This is a genomic window from Microbacterium enclense, assembly GCF_001456955.1.
GTDB classification, from domain to species: Bacteria; Actinomycetota; Actinomycetes; order Actinomycetales; family Microbacteriaceae; genus Microbacterium; species Microbacterium enclense.
Window position 1 is genome coordinate 92,919 of the sequence record NZ_KQ758472.1, and the last position, 17,628, is coordinate 110,546.

Consider the following 17,628-nt stretch of genomic DNA (forward strand, 5'->3'; position numbering starts at 1 on the left):
ACCCGCCGGGCACGCGCGCGGGGAGCACGGGCCGCTGTCCGCGAACGTCACCGTGTCGGCGGGTCGCCCTCCGCACGACGGAGCCGCCGCTTCACCCACGCCGTCATGCGGTCGGTGTGCCGGTCGGTGAACTCGTTCGACAGCGCGAGCGCTTCGGCGCCGACATCGGCGCCGGCGTTGATGGCCTCGATCGACCGGAGGGCCCGGCGCTCCTGCTCGTCGGCGTCGCGTTCCATCTCTTCAGCGTAGGAGGCGAAGAGCTAGCCTGGGCCGATGTCCGCCGCCTTCCCCGCCCGGGATGCCATCGACGAAGCGCTCGTGAAGGCGCTCGTCCGCGAACAGTTCCCGGAGTGGGCGGGGCTTTCGGTGGCCGCGGTTCGGGAGTCGGGCAACGACCACCGCACGTTCCACCTGGGCGACGGACTGGTCGCCCGCCTGCCCGCCGATCTCGGATTCGTCCCGCAGGTCGCGAAGGAGCAGAAGTACCTGCCGTTCCTGGCTCCGCACCTTCCGGCGCCCGTTCCCACAGTCGCCGGCGTCGGGCGAGAGTCGTCGTTGTTCCCGGCCCCGTGGTCGGTATACGGCTGGCTCGATGGCATCCGCCCCGACGCCGTCCGCGTGCGGGACGATGCGGCGCTCGCCGAGTCATCCACTGGACTCAGTTCCGCGGGGCGGCGCGGCGCGTCTCCCGCGACGTGCTCGACCTCGACGATGCCACGTGGGCGCGCGGCGCGGGCTGGACTCTGTAGAAGGGGCTGATCATGCTGACCAACGTGACCACGGGTGAGCGGGAGTTCGCCGAGCGGGTGCTGGGTGAGGTGCTTGCTCGGCGATGAGGGGCTCGTCGACGGACCGATCGTCGTGTCGCGTGTGGAAACCGCTGAGGGCGCGCGAAAACGTAGGACCCGTCCGCGCGATCACGCGAGGACGGGTCTGCCGGAGGACGTTCAGACGCTCAGAAGTCCCAGTCGTCGTCCTCGGTCGCCTCGGCCTTGCCGATGACGTACGACGAGCCCGAGCCGCTGAAGAAGTCATGATTCTCATCAGCGTTGGGCGAGAGCGCCGAGAGGATCGCCGGGTTCACGTTCGTCACGGACGACGGGAACATCGCCTCGTAGCCGAGGTTCATCAGCGCCTTGTTGGCGTTGTAGTGCAGGAACTTCTTGACGTCTTCGCTCAGGCCGACCGAGTCGTAGAGGCTTTGCGTGTAGTGCACCTCGTTGTCGTAGAGCTCGTACATCAGCGAGAACGTGTAGTCCTTGAGGTCCTGACGGCGGGCCTCGTCGACGGTCTCGAGACCACGCTGGAACTTGTAGCCGATGTAGTAGCCGTGCACGGCCTCGTCGCGGATGATGAGGCGGATGAGGTCGGCCGTGTTGGTGAGCTTCGCGCGGCTCGACCAGTGCATGGGCAGGTAGAAGCCCGAGTAGAACAGGAACGACTCGAGCAGGGTCGAGGCGACCTTGCGCTTGAGCGGGTCATCGCCACGGTAATAGTCCATGACGATGCGCGCCTTCTTCTGAAGGAACTCGTTCTCGGTCGACCAGCGGAACGCCTCGTCGATCTCCTTCGTCGAGCACAGGGTCGAGAAGATCGACGAGTAGCTCTTGGCGTGCACCGACTCCATGAACGCGATGTTCGTGTAGACGGCCTCCTCGTGCGGGGTGAGCGCGTCGGGGATGAGCGAGACCGCGCCGACCGTGCCCTGGATCGTGTCGAGGAGCGTGAGCCCCGTGAACACGCGCATGGTGAGGGTCTGCTCCTCGGGAGTGAGCGTGTTCCACGACTGGATGTCGTTCGACAGCGGCACCTTCTCGGGCAGCCAGAAGTTGTTCACCAGACGGTTCCAGACCTCGAGGTCTTTGTCGTCTTGGATGCGGTTCCAGTTGATGGCCTGCACGTGGTTCAGCAGCTGCAGCTTCTCAGCCATGAGTGTCCTTTGTGGGAAGAGTCGGGATCAGCGGGTCAGAGCATGCACGAGACGCACTCGGTCATGTCGGTGCCCTCGAGCGCCAGCTGACGGAGGCGGATGTAGTAGATGGTCTTGATGCCCTTGCGCCACGCGTAGATCTGCGCCTTGTTGATGTCACGCGTGGTGACAGTGTCTTTGAAGAAGAGCGTCAGCGAAAGGCCCTGGTCGACGTGCTGCGTCGCGGCGGCGTACGTGTCGATGACCTTCTCGTAGCCGATCTCGTACGCATCCTGGTAGTACTCCAGGTTCTCGTTCGTCATGAACGGCGCCGGGTAGTAGACGCGACCGAGCTTGCCTTCCTTGCGGATCTCGATCTTCGAGGCGATCGGGTGGATCGAGCTCGTCGAGTTGTTGATGTACGAGATCGAGCCGGTCGGGGGCACCGCCTGCAGGTTCTGGTTGTAGATGCCGTGGGCCTGCACCGAGGCCTTCAGCTCACGCCAGTCGTCCTGCGTGGGGATCTGAATGCCGTCGAACAGCTGCTTCGTCTTCTCGGTCTCGGGTGCCCACACCTGCTCGGTGTACTTGTCGAAGAACTCCCCCGACGCGTAGGTCGAGTTCTCGAACCCGTCGAACGAGGTGCCGCGCTCGATCGCGAGGCGGTTCGAGGCCCGCAGCGCGTGGAACAGCACCGTGTAGAAGTAGATGTTCGTGAAGTCGATGCCCTCTTCGGAGCCGTAGTGCACGTGCTCGCGAGCGAGGTAGCCGTGGAGGTTCATCTGGCCGAGGCCGATGGCGTGCGAGCGGTCGTTGCCGTCTTCGATGGAGCGCACCGAGGCGATGTGGCTCTGGTCGCTGACCGCGGTGAGGGCGCGGATCGCGGTCTCGACGGTGAGGCCGAGGTCACGGCCGTCCATCGCCAGGGCGATGTTCATCGAGCCGAGGTTGCACGAGATGTCTTTGCCGATCTCGGCGTAGGACAGGTCTTCGTTGTAGGTCGTGGGCGTGTTGACCTGCAGGATCTCGGAGCACAGGTTCGACATGTTGATGCGACCGGCGATCGGGTTGGCCTTGTTCACCGTGTCTTCGAACATGATGTACGGGTAGCCCGACTCGAACTGGATCTCGGCGAGGGTCTGGAAGAACTCGCGCGCGTTGATCTTCGTCTTCTTGATGCGGGGGTCGTCGACCATCTCGCGGTACTTCTCGGTGACCGAGATGTCGCCGAACGGCTTCTTGTAGACCTTCTCGACGTCGTACGGCGAGAAGAGGTACATGTCTTCGCCGTTCTTGGCGAGCTCGAACGTGATGTCGGGGATGACGACACCCAGCGAAAGCGTCTTGATGCGGATCTTCTCGTCGGCGTTCTCGCGCTTGGTGTCGAGGAACCGCAGGATGTCGGGGTGGTGGGCGTTGAGATACACCGCGCCCGCTCCCTGGCGTGCACCGAGCTGGTTGGCGTAGCTGAAGCTGTCTTCGAGGAGCTTCATGACCGGGATGATGCCCGACGACTGGTTCTCGATCTGCTTGATCGGCGCACCCGACTCGCGGATGTTCGACAGCAGCAGGGCGACGCCGCCGCCGCGCTTCGACAGCTGCAGAGCGGAGTTGATGCCGCGGGCGATCGACTCCATGTTGTCTTCGATGCGCAGCAGGAAGCACGAGACGAGCTCGCCGCGCTGGGCCTTGCCCGCGTTGAGGAAGGTGGGGGTGGCCGGCTGGAAACGGCCCGAGATGATCTCGTCGACGAGCTGGACGGCAAGGCGCTGGTCGCCGTCGGCCAGCGCGAGGGCGGTCATGACGACGCGGTCTTCGAAGCGCTCGAGGTAGCGCTTGCCGTCGAAGGTCTTCAGCGTGTAGCTCGTGTAGTACTTGAACGCGCCGAGGAAGGTCTCGAAGCGGAACTTGGCGCCGTACGCGCGGTCGTTGAGCTCCTGGATGAACTCCATCGAGTACTTCGCGAGCACGGTGGGCTCGTAGTACTCCTTCTCGACGAGGTAGTCGAGGCGCTCCTTGAGCGAGTGGAAGAACACGGTGTTCTGGTTCACGTGCTGCAGGAAGTACTCGCGTGCCGCGCGCTTGTCGGCGTCGAACTGGATCTTGCCGTCGGCGTCGTACAGGTTCAGCATCGCGTTGAGGGCGTGGTAGTCCAGCCCCTCGAAGCGCGCTTCGGTCTTGAAGTCCACGTCGGTCAGCTCAACTTCCACCATCGTTCCAATCCCTCGTTGACCCGTTCGACATCGTCGGGGGTCCCGAAAACTTCCAGCCTGTACAGGTGCGGCACCGCGCACTTGCGCGCGACGATGTCGCCGGCGAGGCAGAACGCGTCGCCGAAGTTCGTGTTTCCTGCGGAGATCACTCCGCGGATGTTGCGTCGGTTCCGCTCCTCGTTGAGGAACCGGATGACCTGCTTGGGGACCGCGCCCTTCTCGACGCCCCGGCCGGCACCCCCACCGTAAGTGGGGGTGACCAGCACGAAGGGTTCGTCGACCTCGAGGGGCGGGTCTGTCGGCAACAGCGGAATGCGCACGGCCCGCTTGCCGAGTTTCTCGATGAAACGCGCGGTGTTACCCGACACGCTCGAGAAATAGACCAGCAGCGGAGCCTGGGTCGCCGACATGACAGCGCTCATGACAGGGGTCTGAGAGCCTGTCTCGGGATCAGGCGAGGCGCGACGCGAGCTCGTCGATCTTGTCGGGACGGAAGCCCGACCAGTGGTCTTCGTCGGTGATGACGACGGGTGCCTGCAGGTACCCGAGCGACTTGACCTGCTCGAGCGCCGACGGGTCTTCGGACAGGTCGAGCACGTTGTACTCGATGCCCTTCGAGTCGAGTGCGCGGTAGGTCGCGGTGCACTGGACGCAGGACGGCTTGGTGTAGACCGTGATCGCCATGTCGTTCTCTCTCTCCCCTGGAAATTCGTCATCCGGGCGGGCAGGGCTCGCCGGGACCTCAATACTACATATGGGTGCGGACATCGGAAGGCACCACAAGGGGTAGTAGTTACATCAGTGTGATTTTCCACCGTCTCTCCCCATGTACAACACAGGTTGTCCACGATTTCATCCACAGATCGCCCCCCTTCCGGCGTCGTGTTAACAGGCAGGATTCCGCGGTTGTCGGAGCGTCTGCCGCTCGTTGTCCACAGATCGGACGCTAGACGGGGGTTCCGACATCGCACAGGCCGCCGATTTCACCGACCGGCGTGTCGCGGCGTGTCGCGGCATCCGGTGTCCGACGCCCAGAAGCGGGTGTCGGAGGTCGGCGGTAGCGTGGTTCGGTGGCCGGCTACCGCGTACTCCTTCGAACCCCTGGCGTGGGGCGCATCATCGCCGCGCAGCTGACGGCACGCTTCCCCAACGGCATGACGAGCCTCGCCGTGCTGCTGCACATCGAGCACGTGACCGGTTCGTACGGCGCGGCGGGTCTTGTGCTCGCGGCCACCAGCATCGGTCAGGCCATCGCCGGCCCCGTCACCAGCCGGTGGATGGGCATCTGGGGCATGCGGCGCGTGCTCACGGTCACGCTGCTGGTGTGCGCCGCCGCGATCGCCACTCTCGCTCTCATCGAGATGCCCCTTCCGCTGTACATGGCCCTCGGCCTCGTCGCCGGCCTGTCGACTCCCCCGATCCAGTCGGCGGTGCGCACGATCTACCCCAAGATGGTGCCGTCCACACAGCTGACTCCCCTGTACTCGCTCGACGCCTCGCTGCAAGAGATCATCTGGGTGCTCGCGCCCGTGGTCATCACCCTCGTCGCGACGCAGGTCGGCACCGTGCCGGGCCTGTTGCTGGTGGTGCTGATCCTGCTGGGCGGGGGCGCGTGGTTCATCCTCAGCCCCGAGGTGGGCCGGGTCCGCATCCCGCGCAGTCGCCGCGCGCTCGGGCGCGTGCTCGCCAAGCCGCCCGTCATCCTCGCCACAGCGACCGGCTTCCTGCTCATCGGCGCCTGCGCGGCCGTCGAGGCCGGTGTCGTGGCCACCTTCGACCACGGCGGCCTCGAGGCGGGCCTCATCCTCGCCGTCTTCGCCGTCGGCAGCCTCGCCGGCGGCCTGTCGTTCGGCCACATCCCTATCGGCCCGTGGGCAATGGCGCGCCGCTTCGCCATCGTCGCGCTCGGTCTGTCGCTGACCATCGTGTCGCTGAACGCGTGGTGGCTGGGCGCCACCCTCCTCGTCGCCGGCGCCGGCATCGCTCCCGCCCTGGCCGTGATGTTCGCCATGACCTCGGCGAGCGTGCGCTTCAGCGAGACGGCCGAGGCGTACGGCTGGATCGGCACCGGTCAGCTCATCGGCGCCGCCGCGGGCTCCGCCGTCGCGGGCTTCCTCGTCGACGGCGTCGGCCCCACGGGCGCGTACATCGCCGCCGCGGGGTTCGCGGTCGCCGGGTTCATCGTCTCGGCCGTCTTCGTCCGCGGATTCCCCGACCTCCGTCACCGCGACGCGAGCCCCATTCCCGACACCGAGCCCGTCGAGACCATCACCTGATCCCGGATGCCGGTGGGCCCGGCATCCACGTCGTCCACGGCACGGGGCGCCCGCGCACGCCCCCGACCGCGCACGCCCCCGACCGCGCACGCCCCCGGCCGCGCACGCCCCCGACCCCTCGGCACGGTCACCGCGGCAGGGTTTGGGGCGGATTCGGCACCTCGGGGCGGAAAATACCCGCCCCAAACGGCAAACCCCGCCCCAAACCACTCCACCGACGTCGCCGCCGTCGACTCCGCCCGTCACCCCGCAGGGTTTGGGGCAGAATCTGCGCCTTGGAGCGGATTTCGCACGGTTTGGGGCGGATTCGGCACCTCGGGGCGGAAAATACCCGCCCCAAACGGCAAACCCCGCCCCAAACCACTCCACCGACGTCGCCGCCGGACTCACCGCCGGCTGCACCACAGCCCGCGCCTCCGCCCGAACGGCCGGCTTCGCGCGCGTCAGTGCGCGCGGCGCAGCAGCTCCAGCACGGCGAGCGCGTAGGCGTCGGCCGGCGCGGGGTGATCGAAGACCAGCGTCGACCCGCCGATCGAGATCTCGACCTCGTACGTGTCCGACAGGCGGCGCAGTGACCGGAAGGTCGCGCGCAGCATCTCGCGCAACTGCGACTCCGACGGCAGCCACAGCGCGTCCTCGGTGGCGACGGAGTCGAGCGCCCACTCCGTCGTGCCGTTGAACGCGAGGATGCGCCCGGTCGGGTAGTCGCGCGGTTCGACGGTCATGTCGCTGACCGTGAAGACGTCGGCCTCGAACTCCGGCTCGTCCAGCTGGAAGCGGTCGCCGGATCGCGGATGCCACACCAGTCCCGCCGTGCGCAGAGCCAGGGCCATCTCGGTCGAGATCATGGCATCCATTCTGGCGGGCATCCGACGTCGCGGGTCCGTCACGCTCCACTCGGCGACGCGAGAATGGATGCCATGCCCGCACCCGTGACGCTCCCCTTTCTGACGTGGGGTTCCCCCGGCGGCCCCCGCGCCCTGCTCGCCCACGGCCTCGGATCCGACGGCGCCCTCATGTGGCGGTACGGCACCGCCCTGGCCGACGCGGGCTGGCAGGCCGTGGCCGTCGACCTGCGCGGGCACGGGGTCGCCCCGCGCACCCTCGATTACTCGATCGCCGCGTACGCCGCCGACCTCGCGGCCACGACGCCCGACACCGACGGACCGTGGGATGCCGTTGTCGCGCACTCGCTCGGCGGGGCTGCGGCCACCGTCGCGGCGGCCGCACGACCGGGCTGGACGCGGCGGCTCGTGCTGATCGACCCGGCGATCGCGTTGTCCGACGACGATCGCGAGGTCGTTCGCGTGGGCCAGGAGCAGGCGTTCGCCGACCCCAGCGTCGAGGCGGTGCGCACAGCTCACCCGACCTGGCATCCGATCGACGTGGAGCTCAAGGCCCGCGCCACCCGGCGTGCGAGCCGCTGGGCGGTCGAGCAGACCAGCCTGCAGAACGCCCGGTGGGACGTCCGCGCCGAGGCCGCAGCGCTCACGGTGCCGACCCACGTCATCGGCGCCGACCCGTCGGTGCACTCCATCTTCACGGGCGAGCTCGCCGCCGAAGTGCTGCGCAACCCCGCCGTCACCATGGGCGTGATCGAGGGTGCCGGACACTCGCCGCACCGCGACCGCCCCGAAGCCGCTGTCGCGGCGCTTCTCGACGCGCTGCGGTGAGGCGGGCGGGGCGTCGCTGAACGGGCGCGCGACGCGGCCGCCGCCGGCTCGCTGCGGCGTTGCGGGCGGCCGGGACGCCGGACCCGCGCAGGATCGCCCCATCTCGCCGCGACCATCGGAGAGAAGTGACCGTCTCCGCGCGTCGTGTCACCCCCGGGCGCGATGTCGGAGGTCGCGCGCAGAATGGATGCCATGACCTCGTTCGATCCGGCTCGGTATCTGCCCGACGACCTGCTGGCGCGCATCCGCGAGCGGGCGGCCGTGCACGACCGCGAGAACACCTTCCCCCACGACGACCTCGACGAGCTGCGGGCCGCGGGCTATCTCGGCATCCTCGTTCCGCAGGCGGCCGGCGGCGCCGGGCTGAGCCTCGCCGAGGCGTCGCTCCTGCAGCAACGCCTCGCGGGCGCGGCGCCCGCGACGGCGCTGGCGGTCAACATGCACCTCGTGTGGACGGGTGTGGCGAAGGTTCTGCGCGACCGCGGCATCGACGACCTCGCGTTCGTCGACGAGGCCGCCGGGGCCGGCGAGGTGTTCGCCTTCGGCATCAGCGAGGCCGGCAACGATCTCGTCCTGTTCGGCAGCGACACCGTCGCCGAGCCCGACGGGCGGGGCGGGTACTCCTTCACCGGAACGAAGATCTTCACGTCCCTCTCCCCCGTGTGGCACCACCTGGGTGTGCACGGGTTGGACTCCACCTCGCCCGACGGGCCGAAGATGGTCTTCGCCTTCGTCGACCGGAGCGACGCGGTCGTCACGCGCGACGACTGGGACACCCTCGGCATGCGTGGCACGCAGAGCCGCACGACCGAGCTCCGCGGAGCGCACGCCGCGGCCGATCGCGTCATCCGCAGGATCGACCCCGGTCCGCAGCCCGACCCGCTGGTTTTCGGTATCTTCGCGGTCTTCGAGATCCTGCTCGCCTCGGTCTACACCGGCATCGCGCGGCGCGCGCTCGATCTCGCGGTCGACGCCGCCACCTCGCGCCGGTCCAAGAAGACGGGCACCACCTACGCGAACGACCCCGACATCCGCTGGCGGGTGGCCGACATGGCGCTGGCCTACGAGGCGCTGCCGCCGCAACTGGCCGCGCTGGCGCGCGACGTCGACGACCTCGTCGACCACGGCGGGCGGTGGTTCTCGCTGCTGTCGGGCGTGAAGTACCGCGCCGTCGCCATGGCGAAAGAAGTCGTCGACGACGCCATCCTCGTCGGGGGCGGTGCCGCCTACTTCACGCAGAACGAACTCAGCCGCCTGTACCGCGACGTGCTGGCCGGCATGTTCCACCCGTCCGACGCCGAATCCGCGCACTCGACGGCCGCGGCGGCGTGGCTCGGACCGGTGACCGGCTGATGGCCCGCACTCCCACGGCCGCGCTGAGCCCAGCCGATCAGCAGCGCCGCCGCGCCCTGCGCGTCATGAAGGGCGTCGCTCTCGGCGCGCTGCTCGGGATGGCGATCGTGTTCGCCATCTCCTTCTCGCTCCAGCGCGAGGTGGAGTGGCTGCAGTACGTCCGGGCGGCGGCCGAGGGCGGCATGGTCGGCGCTCTCGCCGACTGGTTCGCGGTGACGGCGCTGTTCCGGCATCCCCTCGGGCTGCCCATCCCGCACACCGCGATCATTCCGCGCCGGAAAGACGAGATCGGTCGGCAGCTCGGCGAATTCGTCGAGACGAACTTCCTCGAGGGCGATGTCGTGCGCACCAAGCTCGAATCGACGCCGCTGTCCGCCCGCGCGGGCGCCTGGCTCGCCGATCCCGCGCACGCCGACCGCGTCGCCGCCGAAGTGGCCACGCTGGCGTCGAGCGTCCTGACCGCGTTGGATGACGACGACGTGCAGGGCCTCATCGAAGATCTGGCGCGCGAGCACCTGCTCTCGCCCGACTGGGGGCCGTCGATCGGCGGGTGGCTGGAGCGGGTGGTCGACTCCGGCGCCCATCACGGCGCGGTCGACCTCGCGCTCGACAACATCGGCGTCTGGCTCGGCAACAACCGCGACACGTTCCAGGGTCTGGTGTCGCGGCGTCTCCCCGCCTGGGTGCCGGGCGTCGCCGCCCGCCTCGTCGATGACACCGTCTACCGCGAGGCCGTGCAGTTCGTCGACGCCGTGCGCGCCGACCCGCGCCATCAGGCGCGCGGCGCCATCGACGGCTACCTCACGCGCCTCGCCGACAACCTGCAGCACGACCCGGCGACGATGGTGCGCCTCGAAGAAGCGAAGGCGGCGGTCTTCGACAGCCCCCGCGTGCGCCAACTCGCCGCCGACGCGTGGAACACCGCCAAGACGGGCCTGTTGCGCTCGCTCTCCGACCCCGAGAGCGGTCTGCGCCGTCGGGCGTCGGCCGCCCTCGCCGAAGTCGGTTCGCGGCTGCAGCGCGATGAGGCGTTGCAGAAACGCGTGGACGGGTGGGTCATCGACGCCGCCGTGTTCGTGGTCGGCCGGTACCGTCACGACATCGCCTCGATCATCACCGACACGGTCGAGCGATGGGATGCCGACGAGACCACCGAGAAGATCGAACTCATGGTCGGCCGCGATCTGCAGTACATCCGACTCAACGGCACCATCGTGGGCGCGCTCGCGGGGCTGGTCATTTTCACCGTCGCCCACTTCACGTGGGGCTCCTGAGCGCCGAGGGCCCCGCACGCGCAGCCCCTCGCACCGGTTAGCAGGTCGAGCATTCCGTGCGGCACCGAGCTCGACGGGCCGGCGGTGGCGGCGAATCGCACATCACGGCCGGTAAGCGCAAGGCCACGCGTCGCAGTTCCCTACGGCGTGAGCGGGTGAGTACTGTGAGCCCCGTGAGCGAGGGTTCGGGGACCGGGGAGTTCCTCTTCACCTATGGGGCGCTGCAGGCGCCCGACGTGCAGCTCGACACCTTCGGTCGTCTCATCGCCGGCGACGACGACACCCTCCCCGGGTTCCGTCTCGACGATGTCGAGAGCACCGACGAACGGGGTGCTTCCACGCCGCACGGTCATCGTCGGCGCAGCCTCCGCCACACCGGCGACCCGCGCGATCGCGTCTTCGGCACCGTCTTGCATCTAACCGCGGCTGAACTCGACGCCGCCGACGAATACCTGATCTCCGACTCGCGCCGTATCCCGGTCGTCCTGGCGAGCGGGGCGACCGCCTGGGTCTACGTGGCCGCATGAGCGCCCTCCCCGTCGATCCGCTCTGGCCCCGCGCCGGCGACTGGCCCGCGCCCGCGAGTGGCCAGACCCCGGATGCCGTGCTGCTCGGCGTCCCCGCCTGGCGGACCTCGCTCTCACCGACGGGCGCCGGAGAGACGCCCGCGGCCGTCCGTGCGGCGTTGCGCCGGTACTCCCCCACCCTCATGGGCCCGCCGCCCGTCGACCTCACCGCCGCACTGCGCATCGCCGACGCGGGCGACGTCGACGAACCCGACGGCCGAGAGGGCGAGGCACGCGTGCGCGCGGCGGTCGACGCGTTGTCCGACGTACCTCTGCTCATCGCGCTCGGCGGCGACAACTCGGCGACCTACGCGGTGGCGCAGGGGCGGCGGGCTCGCGGCCTCATCACCCTCGACGCTCACTTCGACCTTCGCGACGGCGAGTCGAACGGCTCCCCCGTGCGACGCCTGGTCGCCGATGGGCTCGACCCCCGGCGGGTCGTGCAGATCGGTATCGCCGATTTCGCCAACTCCGCGGTCTACGCCCGGCGCGCCGCCGACGCCGGCATCACCGTCATCACACTCGACGAGGTGCGACGGCGCGGCATCGACGCCGTCACCGCCGAGGCCCTCCGCGTCGCGGCGGGTGTGCACCCCGCCGCCGCGTCGGACCGCCTGCCCGCAGAGTCCGAACACGCGGCAGAGACGGTGTCCGCATCGGATGGCCCGCCCCGAGCCGGCTCCGACCCGGCGGGCGCGGAGCGCGCACCCGCGTCGGGGTCGGGAGCCGCAACGGACGCACCGCTCGACGGCATCCACCCCGGCGGCATCCACCTCGACATCGATGTGGACGTCTGCGATCGATCCGTCGCACCGGGCTGCCCCGCGAGCGTCCCGGGCGGGCTCGCCGCCTGGGAGCTGCGCGCTCTGGTGCGCGGGCTCGCCCGCGACCCCGGGATCACGAGCGCCGACATCGTCGAAGTGGATGCCACGGCCGACGCCGCAGACGCTCGCACCGTGCGGCTGGCCGCGCTGTGCGTCCTCGAACTCCTCGCTGGATTGGCGGAACGACGATGATCCAACTCCTGCTCGCGCGACACGCGAAATCCGAGTGGGGCGACAGCGGGCTCGACGATCACGACCGCCCCCTCGACGACCGCGGACGCCGCGACGCCCCCGCCATGGCTCGCACGCTGCAACGCGCCGGCGTGCGACCGGCGGTTCTGCTCTCGAGCTCGGCCGTGCGCGCACGCGAGACGGCGGCGGTGTTCGCGAATGCCTTCGACGTCGACGTCACCGAGCAGCCTCAGCTCTACCTCGCCCCGCCCGACCGGCTCCTCGAGGCCGCACGCGCCAGCGGCGCCGACGAAGTCATGGTCGTGGCGCACGACCCCGGGATGAGCGCCCTGGTGTCTCGCCTCGCCGACCGTGAGGAGCGCATGGCGACCTGTGCGGTGGCGGTCTTCACCTGGCACGACGGAACGTGGGACGACGTCGACGCGACGCCGCCCGACGAGTTCGACCTCTACACGCCCTGAGCCCTCGTCACGGCGAGCCTCGACACGCCCCGCGATCCGATCTCCGTGTCCGGGCGCGACCCGGCATCCGCCCGCCCCGGGGCGCCGTCCACGCCCGGATCCATGCGGAAAGCGATCAGCGGCTCGTCATCCGCTCGACATCTGAGGCGACATCGACGCAAATCTTCGTCTGATAGAACGGGATGACGCCCGAGCGCGGTCGTCGCAACGGGCGCGCTGAGCGCATCGGACCAACCGGGGAAGTGGTCATGACTGCCGAAACGTCGCCTGCGCCCGCGCAGAGGATCGCATGGATCGATGTCGCACGCGGCATCGCGATCACCCTCGTCGTGTTCCACCACTCCATCCAGTTTCTGGATGCCACCGGCTGGCAGGTGGACGCCCTGGTGCAGGTGACCGCGATGCTGTCGACCTTCCGCATGCCGCTGTTCTTCCTCGTCTCGGGGCTGCTCGCCTCCTCCGCCATCGCGAGGTCGAGCTTCGCCTCGCTGTTCTGGAAACGCCTGGCCCTGCTGGTCTACCTCTACGCCCTATGGTGCGTCATCTGGTGGGCGTGGTTCCTGTTCGTACCCCGCCCGTTCGATCCGCAGACCTCTCCCGTCGGCGATCTGGCGACCGCGATCTACCTGCCGTGGTCGGGGCTGTGGTTCCTCTATGCGCTCATCCTCTACACGGTGGCCGCGTGGGCGCTGCGGCGACTGCCGCGCCTCGCCCAGCTCGGCCTCGCCTTCGCGGTCGCGTGTTTGTTCGCCACGGGCATCGTCACGGTGAGCTCGTCGTACACCTGGCGCTCGGTGGGAACGTATTTCGCCCTGTTCATGACCGGTGTGGTGTGCCGACAGCTCGTCGAGGCGTACGCGCGGCGCGTGACCGTGTGGTGGCTGCTGGGATCGGGCGCCGTGCTGGCCGCGGGCACCGTCGCCTTGCCCTCCCTGCCGCTGCAGGGGGTCTTCCGGGTCGCCCTGTGCGTGGTGGGCGCCGCATTCGGCGTGTCGATCGCCGTGATGCTGGCGCGGTCGTCGGTCGTGCGACGCGCCGTCGGCGCTCTCGGCTCGCGCACGCTGCCGATCTACGTGCTCAACTCTCTCCTGCTCGCGCTCGCGGTCGCGCTCCTGCCCGTCGAACTCCTCCCCGGCTGGCTCGCCACCGTTCTGCTGACCGCCGTCGTGATCACGCTGGCGCTCGTCATCCGGCGCGCGGTCGGCTCCGTCTCGGGCATCTTCACCCTCCCCGCCCCGGTGCAGCGGTTCGCCGCACGCCGGCTCCAGACCGACCGCCTCGAAACCGAACGGAGTCGCTGACATCCGCACCGCACACACCCTCCGCCGTCGGTGGGTGGCGATCATCGCCGCCCTTCTGGGTGTCGTCGCCGTGGCGGCATCCATCACCGTGCCGGCGTACGTGTTCCCCGCCGCCGCCCAGATGCCCGCCCGCGCCGACGTCATCTACGTCATCGGACCGCCCACCGCGGGACGCATCGCCCTCGCCGAACAGCTGCGCAGCGACGGTGTGGCCGACGACATCCTGATCTCGGTGCCCACCGACGGGGAGCAGTCGGCGGCGAAGCTGGCGGCCTGTCAGCGGGCCTATGTGAGCTGCGTGCACCCGGAGCCGTTCACGACGGCCGGCGAGATGTCGGCCATGAACGAACGATACGACGCGTCCGCGCGCGCGATCGTGATCACCTTCACCCCGCACGTCAGCCGCACCCGCTTCATCGCGGGGCGCTGCGCGGACGCGCAGGTGACGGTCGCCGCCGTTCCCACGTCGCTCGATCTGGGGCAGTGGATCTACCAGTTCGCCTACCAGACGGGCGGATTCGCCAAGGCCCTCATCGTCGGCTGCCCCTGAGCGGTTCCCGACCCGGGGAGCTGCCGGCCGTCCTTCCACACGCGCCGCACGAGCGGAACCCCCGGCCGGTACGCCAGGTGCACCCGCGTCGGCGCGTCGAGGAGCACGAGGTCGGCTCGCGCACCCGGCGCCACGACCCCGACATCGGTGCGCCGCAACGCCCGCGCACCCCCGGCCGTGGCCGCCCACACGGCTTCGGACGGCGTCATCCCCATCTCGCGCACCGCGAGCGCGATCATCAGCGGCATCGAGCTCGTGTAGCTCGAGCCCGGGTTGCAGTCGCTGGCGAGGGCGACGGTGACCCCGGCATCCAACAATCGGCGGGCGTCCGGATACGGCTGTCGCGTCGAGAACTCCACGCCCGGCAGCAGTGTCGCGACCGTGTCCGACGCGGCGAGCGCCGCGACGTCGGCGTCGGCGAGGTACGTGCAGTGATCCACCGCGGCGGCGCCGAGCTCGACCGCGAGACCCACGCCGTCGCCGAACCCCAGCTGATTGCCGTGGACCCGGATGCCGAGTCCCGCCGCGCGACCGGCTGCGAGCACACGCCGGCTCTGTTCGGCCGTGAACGCTCCGTCCTCGCAGAACACGTCGATCCAGCGCGCGTGGGGCGCGACCGTGGCGAGCATGACGCCGGTCACGAGGGAGACGTACTCGTCCGCGCGGTCCGCGTATTCGGGGGCGACGACATGGGCGCCGAGGAAGGTGACCTCGTCCGTCACCTCGGCGGCCAGGCGCGCAAGGCGCCGTTCGGTCGCGACGTCGAGGCCGTAGCCGGTCTTGATCTCGACCGTCGTCGTGCCCTGCGCACGGCACTCGGCGACGAGGGCGGCGAGTCGGTCCCGCAGATCGTCGTCGCTCGCCGCGCGCGTCGCGGCGACGGTGGTGCGGATGCCGCCGGCGGCGTACCGCTCCCCCGCCATGCGCGCCGCGAACTCCTCGGCCCGGTCCCCGCCGAACACGAGGTGCGTGTGACTGTCGACGAACCCGGGGATGACGGCCCGACCGCCGGCGTCGACGACGAGCGCGTCGGGGCTCGGCGGCACGGCATCCGCGGAACCCGTCCACGCGATGAGCCCGTCGTGCACGAGCACGGCCGCATCGCGCAGGGTTCCGCACGGGTCGCCGTCGACGGCGACGTTCGTCGTCAGCTCGCCGATGTTCGTCAGCAGCATCGGCCGGTCGGCGTCGGCCGCCACGGGAGCGCTCACCACATCGGCACCGTCAGGCCCCGCTCGGCGGCGACCTCGCGCGCGCGGTCGTACCCGGCATCCACGTGCCGCATGACGCCCGTGCCGGGATCGTTGACGAGCACGCGCGCAAGCTTCTCGGCGGCCAGGGCGGTGCCGTCGGCGACGCACACCTGCCCCGCGTGGATGCTGCGGCCGATGCCGACCCCGCCGCCGTGGTGGATCGACACCCACGAGGCACCGCTCGCGGTGTTCAGCAGCGCGTTCAGCAGGGGCCAGTCGGCGATGGCATCCGATCCGTCGGCCATCGCCTCGGTCTCGCGGTAGGGCGAGGCCACGGAGCCGGCGTCGAGGTGGTCGCGGCCGATCACGATCGGTCCCGACAGCTCACCGGATGCCACCATCTCGTTGAACCGCAGGCCGGCGAGGTGGCGCTCCTGGTAGCCGAGCCAGCAGATGCGCGCCGGCAGCCCCTCGAAGTGCACCTGCTCGCCGGCTTTCCGGAGCCACCGGTGCAGGGCGGCGTCCTCGGGGAACAGCTCGGCCACGGCACGGTCGGTCTTGGCGATGTCCTCCGGGTCGCCCGAGAGCGCCACCCAGCGGAACGGCCCCTTGCCCTCGGCGAACAGGGGACGGATGTACGCGGGAACGAACCCCGGGAACGAGAACGCGCGGTCGTATCCGCCGAGCTCCGCCTCGCGGCGGATCGAGTTGCCGTAGTCGAACACCGCCGCCCCGGCATCCTGGAATCCCACCATCGCCCGCACGTGCGCCGCCATGCTCTCGCGCGCCCGGCGGGTGAAGTCCTCGGGGTCGCGCGCGGCCTCGGCCTGCCAGTCGGCGACCGCCGTGCCGATCGGCAGGTACGACAGGGGGTCGTGGGCGCTCGTCTGATCGGTGACGATGTCGATCCGGATGCCACGGGCGAGAAGCTCCGGGAAGATCTCCGCCGCGTTCCCCTCGACGCCCACCGACAGCGCCTCGCCCGCGTCGCGCGCGGCGGTCACCCGGGCCACGGCGGCATCGAGGTCGTCGGCGACCTCGTCGAGGTAGCCGTGCGCGACGCGACGGTCGAGCCGCGTGCGGTCGACGTCGACGATGAGCACGGCGCCGCCGTTCATCGTCACGGCGAGGGGCTGCGCCCCGCCCATGCCGCCGCAGCCGGCGGTGAGGGTGAGAGTGCCTCTCAGATCGTCGGCGGGGATCGTCGACCCGGTGGCCGAGCCCGTCGAAGCCCCCGACCCGGTGGCTGAGCCCGTCGAAGCCCCCGACCCGGTGGCTGAGCCTGTCGAAGCCCGGCCGAGCGACCGCGCCACCGCCGCGAAGGTCTCGTACGTGCCCTGCAGGATGCCCTGCGTGCCGATGTAGATCCACGACCCGGCGGTCATCTGGCCGTACATCGTCAGTCCGAGGTCTTCGAGCCGCCGGAACTCTGGCCACGTCGCCCAGTCGCCGACGAGGTTCGAGTTGGCGATGAGCACGCGCGGCGCCCACTCGTGCGTGCGGAACACGCCCACGGGCTTGCCCGACTGCACGAGCAGCGTCTCGTCGGGCTCGAGCTCGTCGAGCGTCCGGACGATCGCCTCGTACGCCGCCCACGACCGCGCGGCCCGGCCCGTGCCACCGTAGACGACAAGGTCGTCGGGGCGCTCGGCCACCTCGGGGTCGAGGTTGTTCATGAGCATGCGCTTCGCGGCCTCGGCGCCCCAGCTCTTCGCGGTGCGCGTGGCGCCGCGCGGCGCGCGGATCACGGATGCCACGGAGGCGGGGGTTCCGGCGGCCGCGGCCGGCGCGGAGTCGAGGGTGTCGGTCATGGCGGATCTCCTTCGATCGGGGCGGGAAGCGG

The 17,628-nt window shown here is 69.9% G+C and carries 18 protein-coding genes; 10 read left to right on the forward strand and 8 right to left on the reverse strand.

Annotated elements, in window-relative coordinates:
• Positions 1 to 47: 47 nt before the first annotated feature.
• Positions 48 to 236: a hypothetical protein gene (locus AS029_RS12130; RefSeq protein ID WP_058232862.1), complete on the reverse strand. Its 189-nt coding sequence runs from the start codon at positions 234 to 236 to the stop codon at positions 48 to 50.
• A 37-nt stretch (positions 237 to 273) separates the two neighbouring features.
• On the opposite strand from AS029_RS12130, the gene AS029_RS12135 reads away from it, so the two are divergent.
• Positions 274 to 759, forward strand: coding sequence for a phosphotransferase (locus AS029_RS12135; protein WP_058232863.1), 486 nt, complete (start codon positions 274 to 276; stop codon positions 757 to 759).
• A 196-nt stretch (positions 760 to 955) separates the two neighbouring features.
• Here AS029_RS12135 and nrdF read toward each other — a convergent pair whose 3' ends face one another.
• From nrdF to nrdH, 4 genes are read right to left on the reverse strand one after another with little or no spacing between them, the layout of a single operon-like run.
• Complete coding sequence (nrdF, locus tag AS029_RS12140; protein ID WP_058232864.1) at positions 956 to 1,930, reverse strand: class 1b ribonucleoside-diphosphate reductase subunit beta; 975 nt, start codon at positions 1,928 to 1,930, stop codon at positions 956 to 958.
• A 35-nt stretch (positions 1,931 to 1,965) separates the two neighbouring features.
• Positions 1,966 to 4,122, reverse strand: coding sequence for a class 1b ribonucleoside-diphosphate reductase subunit alpha (gene nrdE, locus AS029_RS12145; protein WP_058232865.1), 2,157 nt, complete (start codon positions 4,120 to 4,122; stop codon positions 1,966 to 1,968).
• Positions 4,104 to 4,544 carry a class Ib ribonucleoside-diphosphate reductase assembly flavoprotein NrdI gene (nrdI, locus tag AS029_RS12150; protein WP_058232866.1) on the reverse strand — a complete coding sequence of 147 codons (441 nt, stop codon included), beginning with the start codon at positions 4,542 to 4,544 and terminating at the stop codon, positions 4,104 to 4,106. Before nrdI ends, nrdE begins: the two co-directional genes overlap by 19 nt.
• 28 nt (positions 4,545 to 4,572) lie before the next feature.
• A complete protein-coding gene (nrdH, locus tag AS029_RS12155) occupies positions 4,573 to 4,806 on the reverse strand; it encodes a glutaredoxin-like protein NrdH (RefSeq protein WP_055838040.1) in 234 nt (77 codons plus the stop codon).
• Positions 4,807 to 5,192: 386 nt separating this feature from the next.
• On the opposite strand from nrdH, the gene AS029_RS12160 reads away from it, so the two are divergent.
• Positions 5,193 to 6,398 (forward strand): MFS transporter, encoded by a 1,206-nt coding sequence (locus AS029_RS12160; RefSeq protein WP_058232867.1) that lies wholly within the window; start codon positions 5,193 to 5,195, stop codon positions 6,396 to 6,398.
• 443 nt (positions 6,399 to 6,841) lie between these two features.
• Here AS029_RS12160 and AS029_RS12165 read toward each other — a convergent pair whose 3' ends face one another.
• Positions 6,842 to 7,246, reverse strand: a complete 405-nt coding sequence (locus AS029_RS12165; protein WP_058233084.1) for a hypothetical protein — start codon at positions 7,244 to 7,246, stop codon at positions 6,842 to 6,844.
• Between the two features lie 72 nt (positions 7,247 to 7,318).
• Here AS029_RS12165 and AS029_RS12170 point away from each other — a divergent pair, with 72 nt between their 5' ends.
• From AS029_RS12170 to AS029_RS12205, 8 genes are all read left to right on the forward strand, one after another.
• Entirely contained in the window at positions 7,319 to 8,071 is a 753-nt protein-coding gene (locus tag AS029_RS12170) for an alpha/beta fold hydrolase (RefSeq protein ID WP_058232868.1), read from the forward strand.
• A 192-nt stretch (positions 8,072 to 8,263) separates the two neighbouring features.
• A complete protein-coding gene (locus tag AS029_RS12175; protein ID WP_058232869.1) occupies positions 8,264 to 9,424 on the forward strand; it encodes an acyl-CoA dehydrogenase family protein in 1,161 nt (386 codons plus the stop codon).
• Positions 9,424 to 10,698, forward strand: a complete 1,275-nt coding sequence (locus tag AS029_RS12180; protein WP_058232870.1) for a DUF445 domain-containing protein — start codon at positions 9,424 to 9,426, stop codon at positions 10,696 to 10,698. The genes AS029_RS12175 and AS029_RS12180 overlap by 1 nt, the downstream gene beginning before the upstream one ends.
• A 173-nt stretch (positions 10,699 to 10,871) precedes the next feature.
• Positions 10,872 to 11,225, forward strand: coding sequence for a gamma-glutamylcyclotransferase family protein (locus tag AS029_RS12185; protein WP_058232871.1), 354 nt, complete (start codon positions 10,872 to 10,874; stop codon positions 11,223 to 11,225).
• Positions 11,222 to 12,280 carry an arginase family protein gene (locus AS029_RS12190; RefSeq protein WP_058232872.1) on the forward strand — a complete coding sequence of 353 codons (1,059 nt, stop codon included), beginning with the start codon at positions 11,222 to 11,224 and terminating at the stop codon, positions 12,278 to 12,280. The genes AS029_RS12185 and AS029_RS12190 overlap by 4 nt, the downstream gene beginning before the upstream one ends.
• A complete protein-coding gene (locus AS029_RS12195) occupies positions 12,277 to 12,741 on the forward strand; it encodes a SixA phosphatase family protein (protein ID WP_058232873.1) in 465 nt (154 codons plus the stop codon). The genes AS029_RS12190 and AS029_RS12195 overlap by 4 nt, the downstream gene beginning before the upstream one ends.
• 248 nt (positions 12,742 to 12,989) lie before the next feature.
• Complete coding sequence (locus AS029_RS12200) at positions 12,990 to 14,042, forward strand: acyltransferase family protein (protein WP_167345269.1); 1,053 nt, start codon at positions 12,990 to 12,992, stop codon at positions 14,040 to 14,042.
• 34 nt (positions 14,043 to 14,076) lie between these two features.
• Positions 14,077 to 14,592: a hypothetical protein gene (locus AS029_RS12205; protein ID WP_058232875.1), complete on the forward strand. Its 516-nt coding sequence runs from the start codon at positions 14,077 to 14,079 to the stop codon at positions 14,590 to 14,592.
• Here AS029_RS12205 and hutI read toward each other — a convergent pair.
• Together hutI and AS029_RS12215 are read right to left on the reverse strand one after the other, a co-directional pair.
• Positions 14,544 to 15,767, reverse strand: a complete 1,224-nt coding sequence (hutI, locus tag AS029_RS12210) for an imidazolonepropionase (RefSeq protein ID WP_082642305.1) — start codon at positions 15,765 to 15,767, stop codon at positions 14,544 to 14,546. The two genes, AS029_RS12205 and hutI, sit on opposite strands and share 49 nt — an antisense overlap.
• Before the next feature lie 32 nt (positions 15,768 to 15,799).
• Entirely contained in the window at positions 15,800 to 17,596 is a 1,797-nt protein-coding gene (locus tag AS029_RS12215; RefSeq protein WP_082642292.1) for a urocanate hydratase, read from the reverse strand.
• Positions 17,597 to 17,628 lie beyond the last annotated feature (32 nt).